General features: G+C 46.9%; 9 protein-coding genes and 1 rRNA gene. 5 read left to right on the forward strand and 5 right to left on the reverse strand.

The genetic code is table 11. The annotated features are described in order from the left end of the window. Positions 1-46: 46 nt before the first annotated feature. Positions 47-163 (forward strand): 5S ribosomal RNA (gene rrf, locus ACI3EZ_RS06455). Positions 164-209: 46 nt separating this feature from the next. On the opposite strand, the gene ACI3EZ_RS06460 is transcribed toward rrf, so the two are convergent. Then, on the reverse strand, positions 210-668 hold the full coding sequence (locus ACI3EZ_RS06460) for a low molecular weight protein-tyrosine-phosphatase (RefSeq protein ID WP_405025878.1): 459 nt from the start codon (positions 666-668) through the stop codon (positions 210-212). Between the two features lie 165 nt (positions 669-833). Between ACI3EZ_RS06460 and ACI3EZ_RS06465 the strand changes: the two genes are divergently transcribed. Then, positions 834-2,159, forward strand: coding sequence for a ClC family H(+)/Cl(-) exchange transporter (locus ACI3EZ_RS06465; RefSeq protein WP_405025879.1), 1,326 nt, complete (start codon positions 834-836; stop codon positions 2,157-2,159). A 113-nt stretch (positions 2,160-2,272) separates the two neighbouring features. On the opposite strand, the gene ACI3EZ_RS06470 is transcribed toward ACI3EZ_RS06465, so the two are convergent. Both ACI3EZ_RS06470 and ACI3EZ_RS06475 read right to left on the reverse strand, forming a co-directional pair. Next, complete coding sequence (locus tag ACI3EZ_RS06470) at positions 2,273-3,262, reverse strand: LacI family DNA-binding transcriptional regulator (RefSeq protein WP_405024747.1); 990 nt, start codon at positions 3,260-3,262, stop codon at positions 2,273-2,275. A 49-nt stretch (positions 3,263-3,311) separates the two neighbouring features. Continuing rightward, positions 3,312-4,787 (reverse strand): sucrose-6-phosphate hydrolase, encoded by a 1,476-nt coding sequence (locus ACI3EZ_RS06475; protein ID WP_405025880.1) that lies wholly within the window; start codon positions 4,785-4,787, stop codon positions 3,312-3,314. Between the two features lie 222 nt (positions 4,788-5,009). Between ACI3EZ_RS06475 and ACI3EZ_RS06480 the strand changes: the two genes are divergently transcribed. Further along, entirely contained in the window at positions 5,010-6,977 is a 1,968-nt protein-coding gene (locus ACI3EZ_RS06480) for a sucrose-specific PTS transporter subunit IIBC (protein WP_405025881.1), read from the forward strand. An 89-nt stretch (positions 6,978-7,066) separates the two neighbouring features. Here ACI3EZ_RS06480 and ACI3EZ_RS06485 read toward each other — a convergent pair whose 3' ends face one another. Then, complete coding sequence (locus ACI3EZ_RS06485) at positions 7,067-8,254, reverse strand: class I SAM-dependent methyltransferase (protein ID WP_405025882.1); 1,188 nt, start codon at positions 8,252-8,254, stop codon at positions 7,067-7,069. A gap of 181 nt (positions 8,255-8,435) precedes the next feature. On the opposite strand from ACI3EZ_RS06485, the gene ACI3EZ_RS06490 reads away from it, so the two are divergent. Both ACI3EZ_RS06490 and ACI3EZ_RS06495 read left to right on the forward strand, forming a co-directional pair. Next, on the forward strand, positions 8,436-8,672 hold the full coding sequence (locus ACI3EZ_RS06490; protein WP_283582398.1) for a transcriptional regulator: 237 nt from the start codon (positions 8,436-8,438) through the stop codon (positions 8,670-8,672). A gap of 101 nt (positions 8,673-8,773) precedes the next feature. Beyond that, complete coding sequence (locus ACI3EZ_RS06495; RefSeq protein WP_405025883.1) at positions 8,774-10,930, forward strand: ATP-dependent Clp protease ATP-binding subunit; 2,157 nt, start codon at positions 8,774-8,776, stop codon at positions 10,928-10,930. Between the two features lie 172 nt (positions 10,931-11,102). Here ACI3EZ_RS06495 and ACI3EZ_RS06500 read toward each other — a convergent pair whose 3' ends face one another. Continuing rightward, positions 11,103-12,446 (reverse strand): NlpC/P60 family protein, encoded by a 1,344-nt coding sequence (locus ACI3EZ_RS06500; protein ID WP_405025884.1) that lies wholly within the window; start codon positions 12,444-12,446, stop codon positions 11,103-11,105. Positions 12,447-12,487 lie beyond the last annotated feature (41 nt).

Genomic DNA, 12,487 nt, shown 5'->3' on the forward strand with positions numbered 1-12,487 from the left:
AATTGTTAGCTAGTTTTGAGAGAACGAAGTTCTCTTAAGGAAAGAGTGCGGTGATGATGGCCTGAAGGATACACCTGTTCCCATGCCGAACACAGTAGTTAAGCTTCAGCGCGCCGAGAGTAGTTGGGGGACCGCCCCCTGTGAGGGTAGGACGTCGCCGTGCGGTGAAAAAGAGGAGTTCTAATAAGAACTCCTTTTTTATTTGTTTATTACTGTTTTTGGATAAGTGTTAACCATACTGGAAGCGCCGCACATAAATCATTGTATGTTGCTTTGAAGTTGTGCGTATACCACGGATCAACAATTGGTTGGCCCTTCTTATTCGGTAAAACATCATTAATTCCGTAAATTTTACCGGCTGTTCCTTGAGGAGCAATTGCGCGAAGATCCCGTAAATTCATGGCATCCATTCCGATAATGTAGTCATTAGTAGTAAAGTCTTGGGGAATAATTTGGCGTGAAATTAACCCAGTCATCGGAATATGATGAGCCGTTAAAATTTGTTTAGTTCCCTCGTGGGGCTGACTTCCTACCTGAGCACTTGTCCCGGCTGAATCGACCGTAATTTGAGACGTAAGGTGGGCTTGATCCACAAGATTATGCATCATTGCTTCTGCCATGGGTGACCGACAAATATTTCCTAAGCATACAAACAGGACGTTTGTCATTATTCTCTCTCCTTCCTTGTTTAGTATTAGAATACGTAAAGTTACGCAAATTGACAACGATTTATAATTATTCGGGTAAACGGCGGTAGTGTAGGGGAAATTTCAATTTTTACGATGATAATCATATAATAAAAGTAAAGCGAAGGGGAAAGAAGCGAGATCCAATTGGAAAGTGTAAAGGAAGTTCTTCAACCAGCATTTCAAACGAAGAACTTCATTTTGATTGTAAAGAGTGCGGTAGTGGGCGCAATAACGGGATTAATCGTTAGTATTTTTCGGTTGATTATTGACCATACAATGAGTTGGTTGTACTTAATTTACCCGTACATGCTTCACCATCCGGTAACTATTATCGGATATGTAATTGTAACCCTCATCTTAGCGTTAATCCTAGGATTTATTATTCGACCGCAATTGCGTAATATTACGGGTTCTGGGGTCCCTCAGACAGAGGCGATTCTTGACGGAACGCTTGAGATTAAGTGGTGGCCGGTTCTTTGGCGGAAGTTTGTAGGAGGCCTTATGGCGATTTGTCCGGGATTGTTTCTTGGGCGAGAGGGTCCGTGTATTCAAATGGGAGCGTGCGTTGCTCAGGGAGTAGCGGATGATCTGTTTCCTAGCACAAAACAGGAGCGAAATACGTTGATTGCTAGTGGAGTTGCTGCGGGGCTTTCTGCAGCGTTTAGCGCTCCGCTCGCCGGTGCGTTATTTTTGATTGAAGAAATTACCCAGGACTTTTCCACGGTCGTTTGGTTAGCGGCCCTGACCGCTGCAATTGTTTCTGACATAGTAACGCTTATCTTCTTTGGGTTAACTCCTAGCCTACACTTAATTTATGATTTTAGTGTCCCGCTAGCGCAATATTGGCAATTAATTCTGTTAGGGTTGATTCTTGGGTTCTTTGCTTTTCTCTACCAGTGGGTGATTTTAAGTTTACCTCATTGGTACGGAAAGTTAAAAATCATTCCCCGACCTTGGCACTGCGTTGTCCCGCTTTTATTGGTAATTCCGCTGGGGTTATATTATTGTAAAATGCTCGGGGGAAGCCATAACTTTATTCTTGATATTACCAGCCCCCACTTTAGTACGTATATTATGAACAGGATGTCTGGGGTGGGAATCTTGCTTCTCCTTCTAATTATTCGGTTTGTTTTTTCGATGGTTTCATACGGTGCATCTGTCCCAGGAGGGATTTTCATGCCAATCCTGGTTCTTGGGGCAACGGCGGGCGGTTTATACGCAAGCGTGATGGTCCACATGGGACTACTTGCCTCAGGGTACTTCTTAAACATCGTAATTTATGCGATGGCGGCGTACTTTGGTGCGATTGAAAAGGCACCATTTACCGCGGTGGTGCTTATTTCTGAAATGGTCGGAAGTATTAAACACATGATGCCTTTGATTGTTGTCACGTTAGTCGCATACCTGGTCAATGATTGGCTAGGAGGACGGCCGATTTACACCGCTTTACGGGAATTAAATGGATTTTAGAAAAGGGACGGATGTACCAAAAGTAATACAGCATTCAGTTGCTCCTTTTATTAGAATTGAAAAACGCGTTAAGGGGTTGGAAGCTCCTTAACGCGCTTTTTGTTTATTCATAATTAATTTGTAAGGTTTCCCCCGCGAAACGTAACCGGGAGAATACACGGCGATTCAGTTACGGGTTTGTCTGGGGTTTCAATCCGTTGTTTTAGGAAATTAACAAGCACCGCAGCAAGGTCACGCGTTGGCTGAATAACTGTCGGTAATTCCGGATAGTAGTTTTGAATTAGCTGTGTACCATCAAACCCGCTTACCCGTAAGGCGGCTGGAACGTCAATATGAAGTTCCCGGGCCGTTTGAAGAACTAAGAGTGCGGTTAAGTCGTCCGTGCACACTACCGCATCAGGATGATGATTAGTTAGCATGTCTTTAATTGTTAGTTTTTTGACTGCGGGTGAATCATCAAACCGAACCGGATAAATGTGGGAATGGAGTCTAAGCGCACGCACCGTATCCTGGTATCCGTGGAGGCGTTGGATGGTCGGATTAGCTTCATCGTGGGGATTTCCCAGGAAATAAATATGCCGGGCACCGGTCTGGTACATGGCTCGAGTTGCATAAACCATTCCCTGGTAATTATCGGACGACACGATGGGGATATGGGGGGCTAACTGCCGGTCGAAAGAAACAATCGGTAATCCCGTACGTTGGTACTCCCCAATGCCAAGGTTGTGGGCCCCGGCAATTACCCCGTCCACCTGATTAGCAATCAGCATCCGGAGGTAAGCGCGCTCTTTTTCCTTATTTGTTACACTGTTACACAGAATCATTTTGTAGTTGTTACGGAGCAGTTCGTTTTCAATTTCCTCGACAAGTTCGGCAAAAAACGGGTTCGTAATTGACGGAACAATTACGCCAATTAGGTGGGTTCGTTTTCCTTGAAGAGAGCGGGCCAAGGAGTTGGGCTGGTAGTTCAGTTTTTTCATTGCGGCATGGACCGCATTAATTGTTTTTTCGCTAAGGTAACCGTAGTTATTGATTACCCGGGAAACGGTCGTAACTGAGCACTGTGCTTCCCGGGCAACGTCTTTCAATGTTGGACGGTGCATGGTTCATTCCCCCCTAATAGGCGTACTTCAGTCATAATCAAGCTGGTAATTATAACGCAAGCGGCCAGTATTTACCGGTAAAATGGCCGCTCCCCAAAAGTGCCACTGTTGTAGCAGTTGGTTCCTGGAAGAACCGGAAGGTCATAACACGCCGGCCACCATTAATAAAGATTTCACCCAGTGAAGCGTCAATGAAGACGTCCAGATCTAGGTTGGCGTTTGCTGCAAGGGTGATTGTCCGGGTTGTCCCATATTTTGGGTTGACTGCCTTTCCGGCCTGACCACGGTCAAGCGTTAGTTTCCCGGTGGTGGTATCAAAATGGAGCTGGATGGCATGGGTACAGTTTGCATTGCCTGCGAGAAAAAGGGTTCCTTGAGTTGGGGCATCAAAATGCAGGTGAAGTTCGTATTGGCTACCAACATCAGCAATCAACGGGGTAATTTCCTGGGAAATTGTACCGTTCAACGTTTGTTCATCCCCTCGGAGACTTTTCATTGCAGCCACTGGTTGCTGGATTAATTCCCCCGCGGGTGTCATGTGGAGCTCCTTTACCTGGCTAAGACAATTAGCCCAGCCTTCTTCATCCGTTGGGTAGGTGCAATCGGGAAGGCCAACCCAGCTAATCATGTACGTATTTCCGTCCGGGGCATTAAATGCCTGAGAAGCATACACGTCAAAGCCGTCGTCAAGGTTGGTTGGCGAAGTAGCACCGGTAATTGCCGGGGTAGTGAGGTCACAGTCATCACCAACGAGATACATGTTTGGATAAATATTGGCGTAATGTTGGATTTCTTGGGCGAGTCCTTGCGGGCAGAAAATAAAAACGGGGTGTCCGTCAACCCAAACAAGGTTCGGACATTCAATCATGTATCCCATGTCGTCTTTACTAAACTGAAGGTATCCTAGATCACGCCATTCATGGAGGTCGGGGGATGAATAGACCGCCACTTGTCCGGTTAAGGTTTGCTTATCTTGCGCCCCGATGATGGCATAATAGGTGTCTCCTTGCTTAACTAGCTGCGGATCACGGAAATGTTCGGTGACATGGTCAGGAGGGATGATTAACGGGGCTGGAAGCTTGGTGATGGTTCCGTCTGGGGCCATCATTGCTCCTAATTGGTATGGGGTTCGAACCCATTTATCGTTCCGGTGGTTTCCCGTGTACATTAGCATTAGTTGGTCGCCGACGACCATTGCTGAACCGGAATACGCTCCGTGACTATCGTATGGTGTATCAGGCGCGAGGGCGAGTCCTTGGTTTTCCCAGTGAACGAGGTCAGACGATGTGAGGTGAACCCACGACTTTAACCCGTGAACCGGGCCGAAGGGATATGACTGATAAAAAATGTGCCATTCCCCGTTAAAGTATGAAAAACCATTGGGATCATTTAGAAGTCCTGACTGGGGATGAATGTGGTAATGCAACTGATACTGTGACCGAGCCGTCTTTGCCTGCAATTGAAGTAGTGTTTGGGCGTCCCAATCAGCGTAAGGTAAATACCGGCGTTCTCGCGTCCATTCCATTAGTAATCCTCCTTGAAAACGTTATCTACCACCATTCTAGCGAGCAGCAGTTTTTGTGTCAAACGTATGTCATGTTATCCTTTCATGTTTAAAAAAGAAGGATAAAAACGGCTTTTTGTATGATAAGCGTTTGACATACGGGTAAAAAGCTGGATAATAGAGCTTGGAAGTTATAAAAACGTTTCCATTGCAATTATTATTTACGGTAAAGGAGTGTTTGCCATGGATCACAAGAAGGTCGCTGCTGACGTCGTCAAGGCGGTTGGCGAAGACAACATCGTTGCCGCTGCCCACTGTGCAACCCGGCTACGGTTGGTCTTAAAGGATGAATCCAAGGTTGATCAGGCAGCTTTGGATAATAACGACGGGGTTAAGGGGACGTTCAGCACGAACGGACAGTTTCAGATTATTATTGGCCCCGGTGATGTTAATAACGTTTACGATGAAATGGTTAAGCAGACAGGGGTGCAACAGGCATCAACTGATGACTTAAAGCAGATTGCTGCTAAGGGAAAGCACGTTAATCCAATTATGGCATTTGTTAAGCTATTGTCTGACATCTTTGTTCCGTTAATTCCAGCATTGGTTGCCGGCGGGCTTATGATGGCGTTAAACAACTTCATTACGTCAAAGGGACTCTTCGGCCCCCAAGCTGTTGTTACGATGGTGCCGTGGCTTAAGCCAATTTCAAACATGATTCAGGTCATGGCGTCAGCACCGTTCATCTTCTTGCCAATCTTAGTTGGGTTTGCCGCCGCTAAGCGGTTTGGGGCTAACCGGTTCCTTGGTGGAATGATCGGGATGATGATGACGTCCCCGAGTTTGATTGCAGGACATTCGTGGGTTCTGTTTGGGATGCACGTTTCCCAGACGCCGTACACATACCAGGTTATCCCGGTATTGGCGGCTGTGTGGGTTCTGTCCATTCTAGAGAAGTTCTTTCACAAGCATTTACCAGAAGCAGTGGACTTTACGTTTACCCCGTTATTGTCCGTTATTATTACCGGTTTTCTGACATTTGTTTTGATTGGACCGGTTATGCGGGCCGTTTCTGAGTACCTGACCGACTTCATCGTTTGGCTGTACCACATGACTGGAGCGATTGGGATGGGAATCTTTGGGGCTTGCTATTCACCGATTGTGCTGACTGGGCTGCACCAAAGTTTCCCGGCCATTGAAACCCAATTAATTACTGCTTTACAGCATGGTAAGGGAGTGGGAGATTTCATCTTTATCGTTGCTTCTATGGCTAACGTTGCTCAGGGAGCGGCGACCTTTGCAATCTGGCGGTTAACTAAGGACAGCAAAATGAAGAGTTTGACTTCATCGGCCGGTGTTTCTGCTTTACTGGGGATTACGGAACCGGCCATCTTTGGGGTTAACCTGAAGTTTAAGTTTCCGTTCTTCTGTGCTTTAGTTGGTTCATGTGTGGCATCGTTTGTCGCTGGACTGTGCAAGTTAGGCGCTGCTTCCCTTGGTTCTGCTGGATTCTTAGGGTTCCTATCACTACACATTGCGTCTCGGTTAACGTTACCGTTCTACGTTGGGTGTGAATTACTTAGTTTTGTCGTTGCCTTTATCATCACCTTTATATACGGGAAGAAGCATATCGACCAGGTTAACCCGGCTAGTGCGACGGTTCAAGAAAGCGTTACGGCCGTTTCTGCTGACGAAGCCGCTGCGGTTGATGCCAAGGCAGAACAGGTTGCTGAGGAAGAATTAAGCCTGAACGATGAAATCATTGCTTCTCCGGTTACCGGGAAGTCTGAAAGTCTAAGTGATGTTAACGACGAGGTCTTCTCCACGTTAATGATGGGGAACGGGGCTGCTGTTGTTCCAAGTGATGGAACAATCTATGCGCCAGTTGATGGTGAAATTACGATTGCATACGAAACGAAACACGCTTACGGTTTGAAGTCTGATAACGGTGCGGAAGTATTGATTCATATCGGGATTGATACCGTTAACCTGAAGGGTGCCCCGTTTGAATCATTTGTTAAGCAGGGGCAGCACGTTAAGAAAGGAGATAAACTGGGGACGGTTGATGTCCAGCAGGTAAAGGATGCCGGGCTTGATCCAACGGTGATGGTGGTTATTACTAATACTGCCAGTTATGCTGCCGTTGATCGAATCACCGAATCAAAGGTGGAACATGGCGATCAGTTAATTGCCGTTACGGTTAAGGAATAACCGCACGTTCTTCGAAGTGTGGTTAAATGAAAAATCCGGGGAACCAACTGGTTCTCCGGATTTTTTGTTTTCAATGCCCTGGATAAAGGTTACTGTTCGTCCTTGTAGACGTAGTCCCGTGTTATTGGCAATCCAGCACCGCTTGGCCCCTTAGTTAGCAGATACTGCATGACGTCTACATTCCCCACTTGGAAGACGGCTGCACAGGCTTGAAGGTAGAGATCCCACATTCGGGCAAAGCGTTCGTCAAACATTTGCTCAACTTCTTGCCGGTGGGCGTTAAAGTTTTTGTCCCAAATTTCAAGTGTCTTTTGGTAGTGTCGCCGTAAACTTTCGAGGTCAGCAATTTGGAGGTTAGCGTTGATGATATGGTCGATGTTTTCGACCACTCCCGGAATATAACCGCCCGGGAAGATATATTTATTGAGCCAGGCGTTATAGGCACCACCTTGTTGGCGGGTAATTCCATGGATGAGGGCGGTCCCACCATCCTTAAGAAACTGACTAATCAGTTGAAAGTATTCTGCCAGGTTTTCTTCGCCAACGTGCTCAAACATGCCGACGCTGACTACATAGTCAAACGGGGAGTGCTTTAACTTCCGGTAATCTTCAAGGAGGATTTCTGCTTGACCTTCGAGCCCCTGGCTCTTAATTTGCTGTTGGACGTAGTGGTATTGTTCCTCACTAAGGGTAATCCCGGTGACTTTCATGTCGTATTTCTTAGCGGCTGTGAGCATCAGTGTTCCCCAACCACATCCAATATCAAGGAGCGTTTCCCCTTGCTTGGGATGGAGTTTGTGGAGAATGTGCATGACCTTGTTCATTTGAGCCTGTTCGAGGGTATCGTCAGGATGCTTAAAGTAGGCACATGAATATGTCATCGTTGGGTCAAGCCACATCTTATAAAAGGTATTCCCAATGTCATAGTGGGCAGCGATGTCTGCCTTGTTATCCTTAACCGAGTGAGTTTGTTTTTTGGGTAAAAGGTTCTTGATCTTAGAATTGGTCATGAAACTGCCTGCTGATTCATAAGCAGAAACTAGTAGTCGTTGAAGTGAGCCATCAACGTCAACGGTTTTGTTCATGTAGGCTTCGCCTAAGCAGAGCGAAGCATTTTTGATGAGGTCAGGAATTGAGATTTTACCGTTAAAGGTGATGGTTGCTTCAGGCGTCCCATCACCGCCGTACTGTTCCGTCTTTCCGTCGGCAAACTTAACCTTTACCGGGTAGTTAAACGAATGTTTCAGTACTTCCTTGAAAAACAAATCATTTATCATGTGAAAGACCTCCTTAGAATTAATGAAATGCTTTCCAAATTAATTGTAACGCTTTTGTTAATTGTTAGTAAGTAGTTGCGGTATGCAACGGTTACGACAAATTTATTCCACTTTTTTGGTAGTTTACACTTGTCATATACTACAAAAGTAGTATACTAAGAAGCGTAAGGAAGTGATGGCGATGAAAATCGACATCAAGGCATATCTCGGTGCAAACCAATTAACGATTTACCGGGTGTCGAAGGAATCAGGCTACGGCTACACGACCTTGCATAAGTCGTTCAATAAGCAGCAGTCCAGTGCGACGTCGCTGAATCTTCGGGATCTCGATGCACTTGCTCAGGCTCAGCATAAACGAATGTGGGAAGTTCTTCGGGAGCTTGAAGAACACTACTTACGGGACGATGATGAAGGGTAAGCGTAGTTGGAAGTCCGTTAGCATGCACGAGCAGGTTGATGGGCTTTTGCCGTTAAATAAATACCGTAAGAATTAGAAAATATAAGAAGGAGGAATGTGTTATGGCTAGGATTCCAGTAGATCCATTTGACGATGACATGAATAGTATCTTTAACCAGTTAATGGGCGGGATGAACGGAATGAATTCAGAACGGCATTATCTGGTAAACGGGCGGGAGTTAACCCCAGAACAGTTCGCAGAGTACCGGAAAACCGGGAAGCTACCGGATGAGGTTGCTCCACAGCAAGCCGCTAAGCGCGGGCAAGCAAATGGGAAGGATTCGCTTCTGGATAAGCTTGGCCGTAACCTAACGGAAGAAGCCCGGCAAGGAAACCTTGATCCGGTAATTGGGCGGAACAAGGAAATCCAGGAAACGAGTGAAATCCTTTCTCGGCGGACGAAGAATAACCCAGTATTGGTTGGTGATGCCGGGGTTGGGAAAACGGCTGTGGTTGAAGGCTTGGCTCAGGCGATTGTCGCGGGTAACGTTCCGGCAGCCATTAAAAATAAGGAAATTATCAGCATAGATATTTCTGGTTTAGAGGCAGGGACTCAGTTCCGGGGAGCGTTTGAAGAAAACGTTCAGCGGTTAATTGATGAAGTAAAGAAACGGGGCAATGTAATCCTCTTCTTAGATGAAATTCATCAGATTCTTGGTGCTGGGAGTACCGGCGACGGGAACGGTTCGAAGGGCTTGGCTGATATCTTAAAGCCGGCATTATCCCGGGGTGAAGTGACCGTTATTGGGGCAACGACCCAGGATGAGTACCGGAATACTATTATGAAGGACGCAGCCCTTGCACGGCGGTTTAACGCGGTTACGGTTAATGCACCGAGTGCAGCGGACACGTTTAAGATTCTGCAGGGAATCCGTAAGTTGTACGAGAAGCACCATAACGTTGAACTGCCGGATGATGTTTTAAAGGCAGCGGTTGATTACTCAATCCAGTACATCCCGCAGCGGAGTTTACCAGATAAGGCGATTGACCTGCTTGATATGACGGCAGCGCACCTTGCGGCGCAGAACCCGGTTGCTGATGTGAAGGAACTAGAAGGTCAGATTAAAGAATTGGCCAAGAAGCAAAAGGATGCGGCCGCTAAGGAAGACTACGAAGAAGCCATGAAGGATAAGCAGCAAATCAAGGAGTTGCAGTCCCAGATTGACCAGCACTCGGAGGATAAGAAGACAACGGCAACGGTGAACGACGTGGCGGAAGCCGTTGAACGGTTAACCGGCATTCCGGTTTCTCAGATGGGCGCAAGCGATATTGAACGCCTGCGGGGAATCGGTGACCGGTTAAAGGGTAAGGTAATCGGCCAGGACGAAGCGGTCGATGCGGTTGCCCGCGCAATTCGGCGGAACCGGGCTGGGTTTGATGAAGGTAATCGGCCGATTGGGAGTTTTCTGTTCGTTGGCCCAACCGGAGTTGGAAAGACGGAACTGGCAAAGCAGTTGGCGTTGGATATGTTCGGCAATAAGGATGCGATTATTCGGTTGGACATGTCTGAGTATTCTGACCGGACGGCGGTTTCTAAATTGATCGGAACAACGGCTGGATACGTTGGGTATGACGACAACGGTAACACGCTAACCGAAAAGGTTCGGCGGAATCCGTATTCAATTGTCCTACTGGATGAAATTGAAAAGGCTGATCCACAGGTAATCACGCTACTCCTGCAGGTACTGGATGATGGCCGGTTGACGGATGGCCAGGGAAACACCGTTGACTTTAAGAACACGGTCATTATCGCAACGTCAAACGCTGGGTTTGGAAACGAAGAGTTGACGGGTGACAAGAAGCAGGATGCTGACCTGATGAAGCGGTTAGCCCCGTACTTCCGGCCAGAATTCCTAAATCGGTTTAATGCCATCGTTGAGTTCTCCCACCTGACAAAGGACGATCTCAAGCAGATTGTTGATCTCATGTTAGCAGACGTTAATGCGACGCTGGCTAAGAAACACCTGGATTTGACCGTCAACGATGATGCCAAGGACTACTTGATTGAACAAGGGTACGACGAAGCGATGGGTGCCCGGCCACTGCGGCGGGTAATTGAGCAGCAGATCCGGGACAAGGTAACGGACTACTACCTGGATCACCTGGACGTTCAGCACCTTGAAGCGGTGATGGAAGATGGTCAGCTAGTTATTAAGGAACGGCAGGCTAAGGCAAAGAAGGATAAGGGTGTGGAAAAGAAAGGGGATGGCAAAGAATAATCTTAACGGAGACATTAAGTAAAAGGACGAGGTTAGCGGGATTTCCGTTAACTTCGTCCTTTTTGCGCCTTTATAATTAAAACTCCATCATATAAACACCGAAGCAATGCCCTCAAATAGCATTGCTTCGGTGTTATATTTAAGATTAGTTGTTTATGAAGTCGCTATTGAATTACCGAACGTGAACGGCAAATGATGGTTCGAAGTATTGCATGCTTTGAACTGAGACAGACTGTCCCGGCTCCGGAGCAGCAATGAACTTATCATTCCCAACATAAATTCCAACGTGGTACGTAGCGCCTTTTGCTCCCCAGAAAAGCAAATCTCCCGGCTGGGCCTGACTAACTGAAATCTGAGCCCCGGCATTTTCTTGCTGGGTGGTTACCCGGCCAATGTGAATACCTTCGTGAGCGTAAACGTACTGCGTAAAGCCTGAGCAATCAAATCCAGCCGGCGTAGTTCCCCCCCATACGTATGGGGTGCCAACAAAGGATTCAGCGTATGAAACGATAGAATTGTAGTTTGCTTGGGCCTGATTAACCTGCTGTTGGGCTTGGTTAACTTGTTGTTGGGCCTGCTGAACAGCGGCAGAACGAGCAGCGGCATTGGCATTGTTGTTTTGCTGTGTTGTTTGTGTTTGTGCAGGAACCTGAGCGACAGCAGCCGGTTTAACCTGCTGTTGGGTCTGAACAGTCGTTGCCGGTTGCTGGGCTGATTGTTGAACGGAAGCCGTCGATTGCGATTGCTGTACAGCGTAGTTTGCCTGCGTCTGTGGTGCAACTACTGAACTTGAAGTAGCAGGTTGGCTTGAAGAATTAATGTTCGCAGTCTCAGCCTTAACGCGTGCTAAATTACTTTCTGCTGATGACAGCTTAGCATTGGCGTTGTCTAATGAAGACTTAGCTGCACTAACCTGCTGCTGAACATTAGCTGGCACCGTCTTTTGTTGAACTTGCTGCGGTTGAGCCTGTTGTTGAGCGGCAGCCTTTTGGGCCGCAACAGCATTAGCTAACTGCTGTGCCTGGTTGTTATTATTAGCAGGTTGCTGTTGGCTAGCAGCCGGTTGTTGTGTTGTCTCCTGCTGAGCAGGAGCTGCGGTAGCAGTAACGACAACGGCATGACCGCTAATCTTCAGGATTTGGCCTGGGTGAATCAGCGTGTCGTTAACCGGAATGTTGTTCAGCTTCTGTAATTGGCTGATGGTCATCCCAAATTTGTTGGCGATGGCCCAGAGAGAATCACCCGCCTGAACGGTGTAGTTCTGAACATTGTCAGTATCGTTCTTTGTTGGGATTTGCAAATCCTGTCCCTGGTAAATCATCCCAGTTTGTTTGTTAATATTGTTTAATTGTTCGATTGATTGAATTGAAACGCCGTATTTCTGGGCAAGGCCGGAAACCGTATCGTTAGTAACAACCTTATGAACGGTATCGGCATTAGCCGTTGCGGTTGTAACGAGCATTGCTCCTGCAACCCCAACGGTTCCGGCTAATAATGTTTTTGTTGTTTTTTTCAAGAAATTCACTCCTAAGAAATTAATGACGTAATTAATAAGTA

It is taken from the genome of Ligilactobacillus sp. LYQ60 (assembly GCF_045033015.1).
GTDB lineage: Bacteria > Bacillota > Bacilli > Lactobacillales > Lactobacillaceae > Ligilactobacillus.